17 protein-coding genes are annotated in these 16,436 nt (G+C 50.4%); 7 read left to right on the plus strand and 10 right to left on the minus strand.

Annotation, left to right across the window (positions count from 1 at the left end; translation table 11 throughout):
• Positions 1-51: 51 nt before the first annotated feature.
• Complete coding sequence (locus XMD564_RS09935) at positions 52-624, plus strand: DUF3750 domain-containing protein (protein ID WP_371739806.1); 573 nt, start codon at positions 52-54, stop codon at positions 622-624.
• Position 625: 1 nt separating this feature from the next.
• Here the strand turns inward: XMD564_RS09935 and znuA are convergent, their stop codons facing one another.
• The gene (gene znuA, locus XMD564_RS09940; protein WP_173508275.1) at positions 626-1,582 is read right to left on the minus strand and encodes a zinc ABC transporter substrate-binding protein ZnuA; all 957 of its coding nucleotides are present in this window, start codon (positions 1,580-1,582) and stop codon (positions 626-628) included.
• Positions 1,583-1,645: 63 nt separating this feature from the next.
• Here znuA and XMD564_RS09945 point away from each other — a divergent pair, with 63 nt between their 5' ends.
• The 4 genes from XMD564_RS09945 to XMD564_RS09960 are packed head-to-tail and all read left to right on the plus strand — an operon-like array spanning position 1,646 to position 5,007.
• Positions 1,646-2,134: a Fur family transcriptional regulator gene (locus tag XMD564_RS09945; protein WP_173483723.1), complete on the plus strand. Its 489-nt coding sequence runs from the start codon at positions 1,646-1,648 to the stop codon at positions 2,132-2,134.
• Entirely contained in the window at positions 2,131-2,898 is a 768-nt protein-coding gene (gene znuC / locus XMD564_RS09950; RefSeq protein ID WP_173508276.1) for a zinc ABC transporter ATP-binding protein ZnuC, read from the plus strand. Before XMD564_RS09945 ends, znuC begins: the two co-directional genes overlap by 4 nt.
• On the plus strand, positions 2,891-3,679 hold the full coding sequence (gene znuB / locus XMD564_RS09955) for a zinc ABC transporter permease subunit ZnuB (RefSeq protein ID WP_173482193.1): 789 nt from the start codon (positions 2,891-2,893) through the stop codon (positions 3,677-3,679). The genes znuC and znuB overlap by 8 nt, the downstream gene beginning before the upstream one ends.
• On the plus strand, positions 3,676-5,007 hold the full coding sequence (locus tag XMD564_RS09960; RefSeq protein ID WP_173489241.1) for an MATE family efflux transporter: 1,332 nt from the start codon (positions 3,676-3,678) through the stop codon (positions 5,005-5,007). Before znuB ends, XMD564_RS09960 begins: the two co-directional genes overlap by 4 nt.
• Positions 5,008-5,150: 143 nt before the next feature.
• Here XMD564_RS09960 and XMD564_RS09965 read toward each other — a convergent pair whose 3' ends face one another.
• The 3 genes from XMD564_RS09965 to prlC are packed head-to-tail and all read right to left on the minus strand — an operon-like array spanning position 5,151 to position 8,064.
• Positions 5,151-5,732 carry a DNA-3-methyladenine glycosylase I gene (locus tag XMD564_RS09965; protein ID WP_173508277.1) on the minus strand — a complete coding sequence of 194 codons (582 nt, stop codon included), beginning with the start codon at positions 5,730-5,732 and terminating at the stop codon, positions 5,151-5,153.
• Between the two features lies 1 nt (position 5,733).
• Entirely contained in the window at positions 5,734-6,015 is a 282-nt protein-coding gene (locus XMD564_RS09970; protein WP_173482188.1) for a YheV family putative zinc ribbon protein, read from the minus strand.
• 18 nt (positions 6,016-6,033) lie between these two features.
• Positions 6,034-8,064 carry an oligopeptidase A gene (gene prlC, locus XMD564_RS09975; RefSeq protein WP_173508278.1) on the minus strand — a complete coding sequence of 677 codons (2,031 nt, stop codon included), beginning with the start codon at positions 8,062-8,064 and terminating at the stop codon, positions 6,034-6,036.
• A gap of 78 nt (positions 8,065-8,142) precedes the next feature.
• On the opposite strand from prlC, the gene XMD564_RS09980 reads away from it, so the two are divergent.
• On the plus strand, positions 8,143-8,685 hold the full coding sequence (locus XMD564_RS09980) for a gamma carbonic anhydrase family protein (RefSeq protein ID WP_173484673.1): 543 nt from the start codon (positions 8,143-8,145) through the stop codon (positions 8,683-8,685).
• Positions 8,686-8,806: 121 nt separating this feature from the next.
• Here the strand turns inward: XMD564_RS09980 and XMD564_RS09985 are convergent, their stop codons facing one another.
• From XMD564_RS09985 to XMD564_RS10010, 6 genes are all read right to left on the minus strand, one after another.
• Positions 8,807-11,176 carry a Lon protease family protein gene (locus XMD564_RS09985; RefSeq protein WP_173506948.1) on the minus strand — a complete coding sequence of 790 codons (2,370 nt, stop codon included), beginning with the start codon at positions 11,174-11,176 and terminating at the stop codon, positions 8,807-8,809.
• 64 nt (positions 11,177-11,240) lie between these two features.
• On the minus strand, positions 11,241-12,068 hold the full coding sequence (gene aroE, locus XMD564_RS09990; RefSeq protein WP_173489245.1) for a shikimate dehydrogenase: 828 nt from the start codon (positions 12,066-12,068) through the stop codon (positions 11,241-11,243).
• On the minus strand, positions 12,065-12,985 hold the full coding sequence (gene hemF, locus XMD564_RS09995) for an oxygen-dependent coproporphyrinogen oxidase (RefSeq protein ID WP_173489246.1): 921 nt from the start codon (positions 12,983-12,985) through the stop codon (positions 12,065-12,067). The genes aroE and hemF overlap by 4 nt, the downstream gene beginning before the upstream one ends.
• Before the next feature lie 15 nt (positions 12,986-13,000).
• On the minus strand, positions 13,001-13,561 hold the full coding sequence (locus tag XMD564_RS10000; protein WP_173482183.1) for an L-threonylcarbamoyladenylate synthase: 561 nt from the start codon (positions 13,559-13,561) through the stop codon (positions 13,001-13,003).
• Between the two features lie 32 nt (positions 13,562-13,593).
• A complete protein-coding gene (dprA, locus tag XMD564_RS10005) occupies positions 13,594-14,667 on the minus strand; it encodes a DNA-processing protein DprA (RefSeq protein ID WP_173489247.1) in 1,074 nt (357 codons plus the stop codon).
• A gap of 53 nt (positions 14,668-14,720) precedes the next feature.
• Positions 14,721-15,743 (minus strand): LysM peptidoglycan-binding domain-containing protein, encoded by a 1,023-nt coding sequence (locus XMD564_RS10010; protein WP_254443072.1) that lies wholly within the window; start codon positions 15,741-15,743, stop codon positions 14,721-14,723.
• 139 nt (positions 15,744-15,882) lie between these two features.
• Between XMD564_RS10010 and def the strand changes: the two genes are divergently transcribed.
• Positions 15,883-16,398, plus strand: a complete 516-nt coding sequence (gene def / locus XMD564_RS10015; RefSeq protein WP_173482181.1) for a peptide deformylase — start codon at positions 15,883-15,885, stop codon at positions 16,396-16,398.
• The last annotated feature ends 38 nt before the right edge of the window (positions 16,399-16,436 follow it).

Consider the following 16,436-nt stretch of genomic DNA (forward strand, 5'->3'; position numbering starts at 1 on the left):
CCGCGGCTGTCTACCTAACTGCCCAAACCGTAAAACCTGTAATGGAAAACCTTGGGCAGTGCAAAAACCAAACACGACCAAACCTCATTAAAAAGTATGGTTAAACCATTAGCGACGCTTCTTATAGCCGCTTTTTTAGCCGGTTGTAGCACCCAAGATTGGCGAACCGCAAAACGCGATAGTGCTGAAATCGCACCGCTACCCAGTGAGCACCCTGAGGCAGTTATCCAAGTATACGGTGCAGATCTGTTCGGTGTGCGTGGCTACTTTGCAGTGCATACATGGATCTCTACCAAGCAGAAAAATGCACAACACTACACCGTTTACGACGTTGTCGGTTGGCGCACCGGACGCGGATTACCTGCCCTACAAATCAAACAGGATATCCCTGATCGCTACTGGTATAACTCTAAACCAGAGCTCATTTTGGACATTCGCGGCGCTGAAGCAGAACACTTAATTCCTAAAATTGACGAAGCAGCCAAACGCTACCCTTGGGCTAACGAATACACTCTCTTTCCCGGCCCTAACAGTAATACCTTTCCTGCATGGATTGGTCAGCAGGTTCCTGAGCTCGGTTTGAAGATGCCTTTTAAAGCATTCGGTTCAGGGTATGCAGATTAAATCAGCGTTTAGCTAAACACTCCGTGAACTCATCGACCAAGCCCTGCATGAAGTTGACGTATGCTCCTTGCGCGAGAGCAACATCGGAGGCCAACGGGTCCAGTTCACCGACATGAACTTCAAATCCTCGTGTAATCGAGTCGATCAAAGCAGGTCGATACTGTGGCTCTTTAAAGACACATGAAACGCCACTATGCTCCAACGACTCACGAAGTTCGGCTAAATGTTTGGCACCTGGCTTAAGTTCGGGGCTGACTGTGAAGTAGCCAACCTGGTTAAGATCAAAGTGATTCACGAAGCCATCGTAGGCGTCATGGAAAACCAGAAAGCCCTTTTGGTGAACGGGCTCTAATTGCTCTTTTGCTTGGCTTTCGAACTGTTTCAGTGACGCTAAGAAAGCGGTCTCGTTCTCTTTGATTTGTGAGGCTTTAGCAGGAAAGTGGTGCTGAAGTTCAACCGACAGCTCTTCCGCAAAGTGCTCAACGGTCTCGATATCTAGCCAAGGGTGCAGACCGGCATGATCATGACCTTCATGCTCATCATGAGCATCGTGATGTTCCTCTTCATGTTCATGGCCTTCGTGTTCATCGTGATGATGCTCCTCTTCATGATCAGGATCTCTATGATCATCTTCACCATGCTCTGCATGCTCATCAAGCATCGCTAAATGCTCAACCTTAGAAGCATCGATTACTTTCTCTAGATAGGGTTCTATGTCAGGGCCGACCCAAATCAATAAATCTGTATTGTTCAGTCGCTTACGATCGGAGGGACGCAGGGCAAAGTCATGCGGGGAGGCACCGTCTCGCAGAAGAGTATCAACCTCGGCAACATTGACTAAGAGTTCGGCAGTAATAAGGCTCAGCGGTTTAACACTGGCCATCACAGTATCGGCTTGAGCTTGAGTGGATGCTAGTAAGAGAGAGGTAGCAACAGAAGCGGTAAATTTGTGTGTCATTGGGTACAATGCCTATAAACCAGAAAATGTATTGTTATAATATAACAATAATTGAGATAAAGCATGCTTGAAATCAACGACGCATTCAATTCAGACCACAACCACGATCACTGCGTCAGTGGTGCGTTAGATAACGCCAAGGCGATCTGCCAAGAGAGTGGCCAGCGTCTGACTCCTATTCGCGAGTTAGTGTTACGACTCGTCTGGAGCTCCCATAAGCCACTGGGTGCCTATGAGTTGTTACCCGCGCTGGCTGACGCGGGCTTTAACTCAGCGCCACCGACGGTCTATCGGGCATTGGATTTTTTGCATCAGCTGGGGCTCATTCACAAAATCGGATCACTCAACGCTTTTGTTGGATGCTCAAATCCAGAACACCCACATCCATCGGCATTTATGATCTGCAGAGAGTGTAAAACCGCAGCCGAAATTGAGACCAGTGAGCTTCAAGAGAGCTTTAATCGAGTCGCTAATACGCACGGCTTTCAGCTTGAGGAAGAGAATATCGAGCTGTTAGGTCTTTGCAGCGATTGTCGTGGGAGTGAATCATGAGTAATCCAGATCTGGCCAGATTGGACGGGGTCAGTTTGCGCTTTGGTAATAAATCGGTGCTCAACAATGTGAACCTGCCACTGCATAACGACTGCATCACCACACTGATCGGACCCAACGGCGCGGGTAAGTCATCACTGGTAAAGGTGTTACTTGGACTGGTGAAACCGACCGAAGGCACTGTTTGGACGAAACCGGGCCTGCGCATCGGGTATATGCCGCAAAAAATTCAGATCGACCGGACACTACCTTTAACCGTTAAACGCTTTTTGCAGATTCCACATGGCTATAACCAAAATGAGATCGAGGCCGCACTCGCTTCGGTGGGTGCTGAACACCTGGTCGATTACTCGATTCATGATCTTTCCGGCGGTGAGATGCAGAGAGCCCTTCTTGCTAGGGCTCTATTACGAAACCCCGATCTATTGGTGCTGGATGAGCCGGTTCAGGGTGTCGATATTAATGGTCAAACCGAACTCTATCGGCTGATCACGGATATCCGTAAAGAACGAAAGTGCGGTGTGTTAATGATTTCACACGATCTGCATCTGGTTATGTCATCGACCGATCACGTCGTCTGTCTGAACAAACATGTCTGCTGCTCGGGACATCCAGAAGCCGTCAGCGCAGACCCTGCCTATATAGAGTTGTTTGGCGCTTCTCACGCGTCAACGCTGGCGCTCTATAATCACCATCACAACCATAGCCACGATATGCATGGTAACGTCGTTGAAGGTGACTGCTGTGGGGGTGATCATGCTTGATTTCATCATCTATGCGTTGATTGCCGGCATAGCAGTCGCCATTGTTGCCGGCCCTTTAGGTGCATTTGTTGTGTGGCGCCGTATGGCCTACTTCGGTGACACCTTGGCTCACTCAGCTCTACTCGGCATCGCACTGGGCATTCTGTTTGATATCAACCTGAGCCTAGCCGTCGTGCTCTGCTGTGTAGCGCTGGCGCTTGGTTTAGTCGCAATGCAGCGCCAACACTGGATAGCCACCGATACGCTGTTGGGGATTATGGCACACAGTGCGCTATCACTGGGTCTGGTCGCGATATCACTGTTGGATAACGTACGCATCGACCTTCAGGCCTACCTGTTTGGAGATCTATTAGCGATCACTCCCGAAGACCTTAAGTGGATTCTGTTGGGAGGCATAGCTGTCTTAGCCGCGATCTACTGGCTTTGGAAACCACTGCTAGCCATCACTATTAACGAGGAGCTGGCCCAAGTAGAGGGGATACAGGTTGCTCGCTATAGACTCGCCCTAATGTTGTTAATCGCCATGGTGATTGCTGGTGCGATGAAACTGGTTGGTGTGCTGCTCATTACCTCTCTATTGATCATGCCGGCTGCAGCGGCGCGGCGAATGTCTGCCACGCCAGAACAGATGGCGATTTTTGCCAGTATGCTTGGGTCTATCGCGGTTGTTGGAGGCATTGCGCTCTCTTGGTTTGCGGACACTCCAGCGGGCCCGAGTGTCGTTGTCTGCGCACTGGTGATCTTCTTATTGATCTTCTTCGCACCCCGGGCACGGGCATGATTCAACTGAATGATTGGAGCATGCATCAGCGTGTTTGGGCGCTGGCCTGGCCGATGCTGCTATCCAACATCACTGTTCCCCTTTTGGGTCTTGTCGATAGCGCCGTTGTCGGCCATTTGGATGATCCGAAGCATTTAGGGGCGGTGGCAATTGGAGCCACACTGTTTACCACCATCTACTGGGCGTTTGGATTCTTACGAATGGGCACCACTGGGCTAATTGCACAAGCTGTGGGACGCCAAGATGGCAATGCAAATAGGACCTTTTTAGCGCAAGCAACCCTGATCGCACTGGGTCTCGGCAGCCTTATGTGGCTCGCACAAATCCCCATACTCACTTTGGGTTTAGAGTGGATGGGTGCCGATTCCGATGTCCACGAAACCGCTCGAAGCTATGCCGATATTCGTATCTACGGTGCTCCAGCGGCGCTGTTCAACTACGTCTTAGTGGGCTGGTTTGTCGGTAATCAAGATACACGCTCACCCCTGATCATTATGACCGTCGTCAACCTGACGAATCTGGTGTTAGATCTGCTGTTTGTGCTCGGTTTCGGCTGGGGCGCAGAGGGTGTCGCCAGTGCAACACTGATAGCTGAATACACCGGTGTGGTTCTTGGGTTACTGCTGATGAAGCGCCATCTAAACCTGATTGATGGTGCAATTTTGCCAAACTCACTTCGTCAACTGTCAGCCTATCGCGCGATTTTTACCGTGAATAAGTACCTATTTGTTCGGACCGCGTCACTGCTCTTTATGTTTGCTTTCTTCACCTCACAAGGTGCGCGACTTGGAACGGATATACTGTCGGCTAATGCTCTCCTGTTGAACTTCTTGATGCTGATCTCGCACGCTCTCGATGGATTCGCCCACGCTGCTGAGGCGATCTGTGGTCGCTATGCGGGTGCCAAGGATCGATACAACTTCTACCGCGCCATGAAGAGTTCAGCTCTCTGGTCCTTGTTGTTTGCGCTGGGGCTTACACTCACGTTTATGTTGGGTGGGCACTCTATTCTGAGCCTGATGACCGACATTGAATCGGTATTGGATGTCGCACAGGACTATTTGATCTTTATCTGGGTGCTTCCATTGATCGCTGTATGGAGCTATTTCCAAGATGGTGTTCTTGTCGGCACGACTCAATCTAAAGCGATGCTGCAGATCATGGTCGTCACTGTGTTTGGCACGTTTTTACCCCTCTGGTGGCTAACACAAGATCTAGGTAATACCGGCCTATGGTTATCATTCACCGCGGCATTTTTGGTCAGAGCATTGATGGGGTTCTGGATTTTCCACCGCTATAACCAGCGTGGGGTTTGGTTTAAGGCGTAATCCAATCCTAAATAACATTTGAAGGTGGTGTCAGGCTGAAGGCCAGACACCGTTGCAACAAGACCCGCCACAAAGTCCCCGTGTCTGGCTTTCAGCCTGACACGACTATTTCTGCGTCACGGTTTGCCTTTGGCAATTCGTTCCTACAGATGATCGATGCAACGCTGGTAGGCGGGGCAGGTCTCTAGGTGATCGTTGACGAAGCCGGTAGCCTGAAGGTAGGCGTAGACGATGGTTGAGCCGAAGAAGCGAACGCCACGTCTCTTTAGATCTTTCGCAATCTGCTTTGAGAGATCGGTTTCTGCAGGTATATCAGCTAGCGTTTTGGGTCTGTTTACGATCACTCTACTCTCCATAAACGACCACAAAAAGTTTGCAAAACCATCGAACTCCGTCGAAATGGCTAAGAAGTGCTTAGCATTATTAATAGAGGCTTCGATTTTGGCGCGATTACGAATGACTCCGGCATCAGCCAGCATCGCCTCTATCTCTTTCTCTCCAAACTGAGCCACTCGCTCGGGTTCAAAATTACGATAGTGGCGACGGTAGCCTTCGCGTTTATTTAATACGGTGCGCCAGCTTAAACCCGCTTGTGCGGACTCTAGAACCATAAACTCAAACAGTGTTTGGTCATTGGTTCGCAGTAAACCCCACTCTTGGTCGTGGTAACGATGCTCTATCTCGGACTGACGTGCCCAGCCACAGATATCAGCATCTAGGCTCACGTCAGTGGTCCTTTTTCTGCAAATTAGGGTTGGTAAAGAACTGCAGTGGCTGGGCTTCTACTTCGGTTGCTGGTGTATTCTTTAGCGGGTCCACACCCTCTTTAGAGACTCGGGTCTCAAGCTCTTTGGGCTCTGGACGGCCGTCAAGGCGCATGCTGTCTTCAAACCCACATTTAACACATTCACGATACTCACGCTCTTCGTCGCGATACATTCGTGTACTATCCATAGCGGCACAGCGTGGACAGACCACACCGGCGACAAAGCGTTTAACTGGTTTCATATCAGCTCCTTCGCTGAATTAAGCGGCAATACCTGAGTGGCGAAGCAAAGCATCCACTTCAGGTTCACGGCCACGGAACGCGACAAATAGCTCCATTGGCTCTTTAGAACCGCCCTTCTCAAGAATTTCGGTTCTGAAGGATGCACCAGTCTCCTGATTAAAGATACCCTCCTCTTCAAAACGAGAGAAAGCGTCGGCCGATAGAACTTCAGCCCATTTATAGCTGTAATAGCCGGCCGCATAGCCGCCTGCGAAGATGTGGCTAAAGCTGTGCTGAAAACGGTTGAATGCAGGTGGGATCAATACTGCCACCTGTTCACGAACACTGTTCAAAACAGACTGTACTGACGTTTGGCCAGGCTCAAAATCACGGTGTAGGATGAAATCGAACAGTGAAAACTCAAGCTGACGCACCATCATCATGCCCGATTGGAAATGCTTAGCCAAAAGCATGCGATTCAGCATATCTTCTGGCAGAGGCTCACCTGTCTCATGGTGACCTGAGATCAGTGCCAACGCTTCTGGCTCCCAACACCAGTTCTCCATAAACTGACTGGGCAGTTCGACAGCATCCCAGGCTACACCATTAATTCCACTGATATCGGCATGCTCCATTTGCGTCAGCATGTGATGCAGACCGTGACCAAACTCGTGGAATAGTGTCGTTACTTCATCATGGGTTAGTAGCGCAGGCTGGCCCTCTAACGGCGCCGTGAAGTTACAGACTAGATACGCCACGGGCAATTGAATATCACCATTGATGTTACGGCGTACACGACAGTCATCCATCCATGCGCCACCACGTTTACCAGCACGAGCGAATGGATCTAGGTAACAGTTTGCGAGTACCTGACCATCACGCTTCAACTCAAACAGTCGAACATCGTCATGGTAGGTATCAAACTCTTTCAGTTCAGTGACGCTGACACCAAAAAGTCGCTCAGTCACTGCGAACAGTCCATCCAACACTTTAGGGAGTGGGAAGTAGGGACGCAGCTCTTGCTGGGAAATGTTAAAGCGTTGCTGTTTCAGCTTCTCTGCATAGTAGGTGATATCCCAAGCTTGCAGATCGCTCATCCCCTCTTCTGATTGAGCAAAAGCGGTCAGCTCTTCTAACTCTTTAGCGGCTTGAGGACGGCTTTTAGCTGCTAAGTCCTCAAGGAAGTTCACCACCTGATCGGTAGATTGAGCCATTTTAGTGGCCAGTGAATATTCCGCGTAATTACTAAACCCAAGCAGCTTCGCCAACTCAAGGCGCAGTGTCAGGATCTGCTCAATGAGATCGGTGTTATCCCACTCACCCGCTTTTGGCCCCTGATCAGAAGCACGAGTCGCATAGGCCGTGTAGAACTCTTCACGCAGCTGACGATTATCAGCCTGCAGCATCACGGCATGATAAACAGGGAAGTCGAGTGTTAGCACCCAGCCCTCTAACTGTTCACTTTCAGCCGCCTGCTTAGCCGCTTCAAGGACATGATCGGGCAACCCAGCTAACTCGGTCTCATCGGTAACATGCTTGGTCCAACCCTGCGTTGCATCCAAGACGTTCTCAGAGAATTTAGTGGTCAACTCAGAGAGTTTTAGTTGCAGCTCGGCGTAACGTTTTTGTTGCTCTTCTGGCAGACCAATACCCGCTAGACGGAAGTCACGAAGTGAGTTAGTAATCACTTTCTTTTGAGCATTTGAAAGTTCAGAGAAGGCCGCACTTTGACTAAATTGTTCGTACGCTTCATAGAGTTTTTTATTCTGGCCAAGCTCAGTAAAGTATTCAGACAGTTTAGGTAGGCAGGCGTTATACGCTTCGCGCATCTCATCGGTATTCGCCACGGCGTTGAGATGAGAGACCGGAGACCAGGCTTGAGCTAATTCATCATTTAGCTGTTCCAGTTCACCCACTAAACTCTGCCAATCCATCAGTGGTTGTTCAGTCATCTTTGCAATACGCTCACGGTTACGCTGCAATAGCTCATCGACGGCGGGAACAACATGCTCAGGTTTGATGGTACTGAATTGTGGCAGTGAAGATGGTTCTAACAGTGGGTTACTCATCGGTCTCTCCGAGATCAAAAACTCTATACGCTTTACTATACAATGGGGTGAGCGGATCAGTTATTCAAGGAATGCGATATGAAACTACGTCCTTTTAAAGGCATCAGCCCAACCCTAGGTGATAAGGTATTTGTTGACCCCAGTGCGGTTGTCATTGGGGATGTGGTGCTGGGTGATGACGCATCCGTTTGGCCACTGACAGCGATACGTGGCGATATGAACCATATTCGTATCGGCGCTCGCACCAATGTTCAGGACGGAGCAATCCTGCACATCACTCATGCCAGCAGCTATAACCCTGACGGCTATCCGTTGATTATTGGCGATGAAGTGACCATCGGTCACATGGCGATGCTGCACGGCTGCACCATAGGCAACCGTGTCCTGATTGGTATGTCAGCGACGGTAATGGATGGCGCAATCGTTGAAGATGATGTCGTTGTCGGTGCCGGCGCGCTTGTACCGCCAGGTAAGCGTCTAGAGAGTGGCAAGCTCTACATGGGCCGCCCTGCCAAAGCAGTTCGCGACCTGACCGAAAAAGAGATGAGCTACTTCAGCTACTCTGCTGCCAACTATGTGAAGCTGAAGAATGAGCATCTGGCCGAGGATTGGGCAAATTAAAAATTTGCTGGAGCTTTATTGAGCGAAGCGAAATGAGGCGATATCTCATCGTCTCCTCTGCGAGAAGACTCCAACAGGGGTCTGACCTGTGGTCTGACCCCACTCTAAGAAACGGCAGAGACTAAGCCTTCGCTTTAGACAACTCACGCAAGCGTTTAACCACTTCAGCACCAATAGAGCGTTGGGTGAATACGCCGTCGGCTTTTTCTTTGCCAGCGCTGCGACCCATTAGCAGCTCGAGTGCTTCATCAACGGTTGCGACAGAGTAGATTGAGAAGAGCCCCTCTTTCACGGCATCCACCACTTCCTGTTTCAGCATCAAGTTGCGGACGTTCGCTTTGGGAATAATCACACCCTGTCGACCGGTTAAACCGCGAGACTCACAGAGGTGATAGAACCCTTCGATCTTCTCGTTAACCCCACCAATGGCCTGAACTTCACCGTACTGGTTGATGGATCCGGTCATCGCAAACTGCTGTTTGATCGGTATGTGCGTTAACGCTGAGATCAAGGTACAGATCTCCGCCATTGAGGCGCTGTCACCATCCACATAGCCGTAGGATTGCTCCATGGCGATACTGGCCGAGATCGCCAACGGGAACTCTTTAGCGTAACGGTGACCCAAGTAACCGGACAGAATTAACACCCCTTTGGAGTGAATCGGTTGGCCAAGTGTGACTTCACGCTCAATATCGACGATGCCACGACTACCGGGGTGAACCGTTGCGGTAATGCGCGCCGGCGAACCAAAGCTAACATCACCAACCTGCAGTACCGTCAAACCATTGGATTTACCGATCGCTTCACCATCCGTGTCGATCAAAACGGTCTCGTTGGTAATACCCTCTTGGATCTTTTCAGAGAGACGCCCGGTTCGACGCTCTTTGGCCGATAGAGCCGCGTCGACGTGTGCCGCATCAATGTATTTGTCATTCGATTTGGCACGACGGTAGTCCGCTTCACAGAGTAGATCGACTAATTCACCGATGTGCGCCGATAGAAGATCTTGATCACCCGCCAGTCTAGAGGAGTGCTCAACCAGTCGCGCTACCGCTTCACGAGTTAACGGTGCTAGCTTCTCCTCTTTGGCCAGCGTGCTCATTAGACGGGCGTACTGGCGAATGGTCGCCGGTGTGCGCTCGACATCCTCTTCAAAATCGACCACAACACGGAACATCTTTTCGAAGTCATGATCGAGCTCTTGTAAGAGGTAGTAGATGTTACGGGCGCCAATGAGGACGATCTTCACATCCAGATCGATCTCCTCAGGTGAGAGCGTTACGGTGCTGATACCGGCATACTCACTGACTGGGTTTTCGATGCGAATCGCATGCGCTTTTAACGCTCGCTTCAAGGCGCCATAGACAAAGGGTTGCTCAAAGAGTTTTTCCGCTTCAATGATCAAGTAACCGCCATTGGCTCGATGCAGTGCACCCGGACGAATCAGACGGTAGTTGGTGATCATAGCACCCATTTCACTGTTGTACTCAATGCGTCCAAACAGATTTTCATAACTTGGATGCGCCTCATAGACCACTGGTGCCCCTTTGGTCTTCTCATTATCAACGAGCAGATTAAGACCGTAGTTCTCGTTCATGAATTCGCGACGAGCCGTCTCGGATTTGTTCTCAAAAATCCCCTCCGCAATCATCTCACCGGCGTTACGAATCAGATCACGCTCTACATCTTCAAGGTAGCTGTTCACCCCCTTCAGGTTTGAATATTCACCTCGCACCTCTTCAAACAGGGGTTTAATTGCGTGACGAGCGGTGTCACGATCGAGGTAACGCAGTGCTTCAGCGGCCTCACGGCGCCAGCGTGGCATCTCTGTCAGTTGCTCATTAAGCAGCTCTTCCAGTTCGGATATGTGTGTTGAAAAGGCGTCACGGATCTCTTCCGGAAGCGCCGAAAAGACCGCCTCATCGATGGCTTGCCCTTCCGCTACGGGCGTAAATCCAATCGTGCCCGCATCACGATAAACGGCGATGGAGTATTCACGCCCCTGCTTCTCGACCGTCTCTACTGCTTTGTCATAGAGACGGTTGAAGTCACGTTCAATCTTAGATTTTTCACGCTGATAGGCGGGACTTTCAAAGGCAGCAGGCAGCTCAGTGACGACACGGTTAAGAAGCTTACTAAGATCGTGCTGCAACTTAACGGCTTTACCGGCTGGGAGGCGCAGCGCTTGTGGATGACGGGTGTCTTGGATGTTCTTCAGGTAACACCAATCGTATGGCTTGGATTGGCTTTTGGCTGCCTCACGCAGATTCTCCATCGCAAAAGAGAATCGCCCTGTGTGCGGGTTACCCATCACAAACAGATTGTAGCCGGGGCGGTTCATACCTACCCCAAACTCCATCGCTTCAAGCGCACGATCTTGACCAAAGAAGCCGGCGAAGCCCTCTAGGTTATCGGTGGTTTTAAACGGGAGAAGATCGGTATCGCAGGTACGGTAGAGTTGATCGACTGAGAGCGGGGCTAGCTTTTCCATGCGGGGCATCCAATACAGCGAATTGATACCCTTAGACTGAAGCGCTCCCCCCTCTAAGTCAATGCTATTTGTGTTGCAGTTCGGATCTGAGCTGATTAAGAATCTCGGCTGTTTCGGGTTTTACCCCTCGCCAAATTGCGAAGGACTCTGCCGCTTGTTCAACCAACATACCCAGACCGTCTATGGCACGTGCACCATGCTGTTCGCACCAGGCACAAAATGGCGTCTGTTCGGCACCGTACATCATGTCGTAACCACAACTGTTGGCATCGATCGCTTCAGCAGGCACAGGGGGCAACTCACCGCCAATACTGGCCGAAGTGCCATTGACGATCAGATCGAAAGCCGGCCCAGTAATGTCTTCATAGCCGCAAGCAGAGACGGGAGCGCCCGCAAAGACATCGGCAATAACCTGAGCTTTTGATACCGTGCGATTCGCTATCACAACGCTAGCAACCTGAGCTTCTAACATCGGCTGAATGACACCACGCACAGCACCACCTGCACCCAGTATCAAGACGCGTTTGCCCGCCAATTCCAAACCCAAGTTGTTCTTTAGATCAGTTAACAGACCAATGCCGTCGGTGTTATCAGCACAAATTTCGCCCTGCTCATTTAACCAGAGAGTATTGGCTGCACCGGCTGTCTCAGCGCGCGCCGTGCGCTCCTGTGCAAGCTGCCAAGCCAGCTCTTTAAACGGCAGGGTCACATTAGAGCCCTTGATCTCTCCAGAGGTCAGTTGAACCCTCAGCGTGTCCGTAAAGGTATCCGCCTCTAACAGCTGAGCGGTGTAGTTCAGAGACTCACCCGTTGTCTGAGCAAAGTGGCTATGAATTCTGGGTGACAGGCTATGTTTGATCGGATTGCCTGTCACTCGGTACTGATCGATCATGCTTCTAAGCCTAACCAGTCTCTAGATTGCAGGTAGTAATCAGTCAAACGCGCCTCTTCTGTACCGGGTTCAGGCGCCCAGTTGTAGTCCCAGCGCACTTCCGGTGGAAGCGACATCAGAATCGATTCGGTTCGGCCACCGGTCTGCAATCCAAACAGAGTGCCACGGTCAAACACTAGGTTGAATTCAACGTAACGGCCGCGACGGTGTAATTGGAAATCACGCTCGGCTTCACCATAACTCTCATCACGACGGCGCTCGATAATCGGTACATAGGCTTTAGTGTAGGCATTACCAATGGACTGCATCAGCGCAAAACTTTGATCAAAACCCAACTCATTCAGGTCATCAAAGAAGAGGCCGCCGATACCGCGAGGCTCACCACGATGCTTCAAGAAGAAGTAGTCATCACACCACTTTTTATAGCGTGGGTAGACATCGTCCCCAAAAGGGTCACAAGCGTCTTTAGCCACTTGGTGCCAAAAAACACAATCCTCTTCATTGCCGTAGTAAGGGGTCAAATCAAATCCGCCACCGAACCACCAAACTGGCTCTTCGCCCTCTTTCTCCGCAATGAAGAAACGAACATTGGCATGTGAGGTCGGCACTTTAGGATTTTTAGGGTGCATCACAAGGCTGACACCCATCGCTTCAAAGTTACGGCCTTGAAGCTCAGGACGGTGCGCCGTTGCCGATGCAGGCATCTGATTGCCGTGAACATGCGAAAAGTTAACGCCGCCCTTTTCAAACACCGCACCGTTTGTAATGACTCGGCTTCGGCCACCGCCGCCTTCGGGTCGATCCCAAGAGTCCTCAACAAACTCAGCGCCACCATCGGCTGCTGCCAGTTCATTACAGATACGATCCTGAAGATCCATTAAGAAGGCTTTTACTTCTGCTACGCTCGGTTTGCTCATTCGCAATCTCCGTCTCTAAACTCGTAGGGTCTGTCCAGTCAGTGCATCACGAATCACGGATGGTCGATCCGAATCGCCTAATGCGCCCTGAACACGATAATTAATTCTATTTCCAAAGTAAGTACTTACTCTCAACTTACTCTTTGCAGGTACTGCAGATGATGGGTTAGCCGAGGTTGATACCAACGGCATATCGGCACGGTTGCAGAGCGCCTGCACGATGGGATGTGCAGAGACACGAACAGCAACAGAGCTGTGCTGGCCTTTAACCCACTCAGGGATCATCTCGTCGGTATCCGGTATCAACCAGGTATTGGGTCCAGGCCAGCTTGCCTCAACAACCTGACGCTGCTCGGCTGTCAGATTCTGCAGCAGTGGTTCAACCTGTCCAATATTGGCTGCCACTAATATTAAGCCCTTATGCATAGGGCGGCGTTTAACCGCTAACAGATGTTTCACGGCATGCTCGTTCCAAGGGTCACAACCTAACCCCCAAACCGCCTCTGTAGGATAGGCAATTACGCCACCCTGCTGGACCACTTCTACGGCCTGTTTAATGCTCCAATCATTCACCATAATCAGAATCTTACTTTGGAAAAAACGCTATTCTACCGAAGAACGACGTAACGGGCTCCCTCTCGGCCAATAATTCCTGAGATTTCTAGTTCCACGAGCAGACGTTGAAGCTGCCCAATCGGAATACTGAGCTTTGCTGCAAGCTGATCGGCAGTTAACGGCTGCTGATGCAGTGCACGGATTATGGGATCCTCAGACTCAATGGGCGGCGTCTCAACACGATCTGTAGTAAGCGGTAGATAGAGTGACGCCAATATTTCGGAAACCGTTTCAACCAACTGAGCTCCCTCTTTAATGAGATGGTGACAGCCTCTTGCAAGCTCATTGGTAATCGCACCCGGTATGGCAAATACCTCCCGCCCCTGCTCCAGCGCCAAACGCGCCGTGACCAGTGATCCACTCTTAATAGCGGCTTCAACGACTAGGGTTCCCAAACTCATACCACTGATGATGCGATTACGCTCTGGAAATAGGTAGGGCCTGGGCTGGATACCGGGCAACTGCTCAGTGACTAACAGCCCGCCTGAGTCCAATATCTGCTGGGCCAGCCGTTGATGCCGTTGTGGATAAACCAGATCTGGGCCGTTTGCCATAACGGCGATTGTTGAACCGGGGCCGGCTTGTATTGCGCCGAGATGAGCTGCGTGATCAATGCCTATGGCTAATCCACTGGTGACATGTACGCCGGATTGGGTTAACTCTTGAGCAAATCGCTGTGCGGTTGCACGGGCCAAGCTGGATGATTTTCGCCCACCCACCATAGCGACTTGAGGGTCGCTCAATGCTTGCACATTGCCTTTTGAGAAGAGCACCACGGGCGGATCGTAGATCGATTTAAGCAATTCGGGATAACGGCTATCTTCAAAGCAGATAACGTCACAATCTATGTTTTTAATGACATTTAGATGCTTTTCGGCATGATCGTAGAGTGACTTTATCTGCCTGACAGCGAACTGACTTTCGTTAAAAAGCTCTAACTGCTCTATTAAGCACTTAGAGTCTTTTAGCCGATCAGGCCAGTCAGTGTGTTGAATGAATTTTAAATTGGAAGCGGGTCGCATAGCCAAAAGGCGCAGTGCAACCCAGTCGATCGATTCGGCTGGCATCCTTGCTCCTGACACTGCACATCCATGTGCAGCGATTGTCTAATATTGTGACGTTAAGGCTGACGAAGCGGGTCGCCAACCTGAATCACTTCGGTTGCACGCATCACCAGTGCATAACTGACCTTGTCGAAGGTTTTGTAGACCATCAACTCACCGGCACGCTCGGCTGGTAGTTGAAGTTTTTCACCTGTTTTAGGGTCACGAATCTCTTCGCCACGATTGTAGATCGCGTAGACACTGCCTGGTTCGATTCCTTCGCGCTCGCCAGCATTGATTGTGACACTGTTAAACTGACCAATGTTGGCAACGCCATTTAATACGGCGATGACTTCAACATTTTCGAGCTCTGGACCCGGGCGCGGCATAAACCGAGTCACCAACGGCGCTTCGCCGGTTGGAATCAGAATATCTTTTAAACGCACCTCTTCAGTACTGTTGCGAATATCAACACTGATTGTGTCGCCTTCAGAACCACGTACCAGCGCATCAGCGACGCGGTGTAGCTCATAACCTAAAGACTCACCGGTGTTGGGATCTACATACTCGATCAAAGGACGGTAGAGAGATTGCTGACGACTGTCATCTAATAACTCACCTCGAACATAGACTCGATCATCATTGGCAGCGAGGATGCGTTGGTTTTTGCCACCCAGCACGTAGGGCGCATCCGCTAACATTTGATTATCAACCACTCGGCTATCATTGAGAAAGGCTTGTACATCACGCAGAGGGATCGAAGCGATAGCCTCTTCGCGTGGCACGACTTTAACCTCAGGCGTTAATACCAGAGTACCTGGTTTACGACCTAGGCGTGGCTCACCATCTTCCCAGTAGAGGTAGATGACATCTCCAGGATAGATCAGATGAGGGTTGTAGATCTGCGAGTTTACTTCCCAAACCTTAGGCCAGAGCCAAGGGCTTTTGAGAAAACGCGCGGAGATATCCCACAGGGTATCCCCTTTAACAACGGTGTATTCCGAGGGGGCATCTTGCGCCAACTTGATGGTGTCAGCTTGCACCAGCATAGAGGTTAAACCCAATGCAACGGCAGCGATCTGTTTTATCCGTTTAAACATACTGTCCTTCAGCGTTTGACGCTTATCTATTCGATTGCACTGCTTAACGTGTACCACATGCAAACAGAGTCCTAATAGGTATAATAGACAATATTAACAATGTTACTAGTTATCCGATTGAGAGAGATCACTAAACGGTATGGCACTGCTTAAAATTTTAGAGTTCCCAGACCCGCGCCTTCGCACCATTGCTGAACCGGTTGAGACGGTCGATGATGAGGTACGCAAGATCATCGATGACATGTTTGAAACCATGTACGACGCTCCGGGCATTGGTCTGGCCGCAACACAGGTCAATATTCATAAACAGATCGTCGTAATCGATATATCCGAAGAGGGCAATGAGCCACTGGTTCTAATTAACCCCTCTTTTGAAGTGTTAACCGACGAGACTGAACAGATGCAAGAGGGTTGCCTCTCTGTCCCTGGCTTCTACGAAAACGTCGTTCGCCCAGAGCGCGTTAAGCTGAATGCGATTGGTCGTGATGGCGAACCTTATGAGTTAATTGCTGACGGTTTGCTAGCGGTCTGTATTCAGCACGAGCTGGATCATCTGAATGGTAAGCTATTTGTTGACCATATCTCTCGATTAAAACGTGATCGAATCCGCGGAAAACTCGAGAAGAAACATAAATTAGAAGCCGCTCAGGCTTAAAGATCAGACAGGCTTGCCGCTCACCTTGGCAAGCCTGT

Source organism: Marinobacterium sp. xm-d-564 (assembly GCF_013283345.1).
In the GTDB taxonomy this organism is placed as follows: Bacteria; Pseudomonadota; Gammaproteobacteria; order Pseudomonadales; family Balneatricaceae; genus Marinobacterium_E.

Excerpts from the sequence above, each read along its gene's own strand:
- znuA (WP_173508275.1), bottom strand. The coding sequence starts at position 1,582 with ATGACACACAAATTTACCGCTTCTGTTGCTACCTCTCTCTTACTAGCA.
- XMD564_RS09945 (WP_173483723.1), top strand. The coding sequence starts at position 1,646 with ATGCTTGAAATCAACGACGCATTCAATTCAGACCACAACCACGATCAC.
- znuC (WP_173508276.1), top strand. The coding sequence starts at position 2,131 with ATGAGTAATCCAGATCTGGCCAGATTGGACGGGGTCAGTTTGCGCTTT.
- znuB (WP_173482193.1), top strand. The coding sequence starts at position 2,891 with ATGCTTGATTTCATCATCTATGCGTTGATTGCCGGCATAGCAGTCGCC.
- XMD564_RS09960 (WP_173489241.1), top strand. The coding sequence starts at position 3,676 with ATGATTCAACTGAATGATTGGAGCATGCATCAGCGTGTTTGGGCGCTG.
- XMD564_RS09970 (WP_173482188.1), bottom strand. The coding sequence starts at position 6,015 with ATGAAACCAGTTAAACGCTTTGTCGCCGGTGTGGTCTGTCCACGCTGT.
- prlC (WP_173508278.1), bottom strand. The coding sequence starts at position 8,064 with ATGAGTAACCCACTGTTAGAACCATCTTCACTGCCACAATTCAGTACC.
- XMD564_RS09980 (WP_173484673.1), top strand. The coding sequence starts at position 8,143 with ATGAAACTACGTCCTTTTAAAGGCATCAGCCCAACCCTAGGTGATAAG.
- XMD564_RS09985 (WP_173506948.1), bottom strand. The coding sequence starts at position 11,176 with ATGGAAAAGCTAGCCCCGCTCTCAGTCGATCAACTCTACCGTACCTGC.
- aroE (WP_173489245.1), bottom strand. The coding sequence starts at position 12,068 with ATGATCGATCAGTACCGAGTGACAGGCAATCCGATCAAACATAGCCTG.
- hemF (WP_173489246.1), bottom strand. The coding sequence starts at position 12,985 with ATGAGCAAACCGAGCGTAGCAGAAGTAAAAGCCTTCTTAATGGATCTT.
- XMD564_RS10000 (WP_173482183.1), bottom strand. The coding sequence starts at position 13,561 with ATGGTGAATGATTGGAGCATTAAACAGGCCGTAGAAGTGGTCCAGCAG.
- dprA (WP_173489247.1), bottom strand. The coding sequence starts at position 14,667 with ATGCCAGCCGAATCGATCGACTGGGTTGCACTGCGCCTTTTGGCTATG.
- XMD564_RS10010 (WP_254443072.1), bottom strand. The coding sequence starts at position 15,743 with ATGTTTAAACGGATAAAACAGATCGCTGCCGTTGCATTGGGTTTAACC.
- def (WP_173482181.1), top strand. The coding sequence starts at position 15,883 with ATGGCACTGCTTAAAATTTTAGAGTTCCCAGACCCGCGCCTTCGCACC.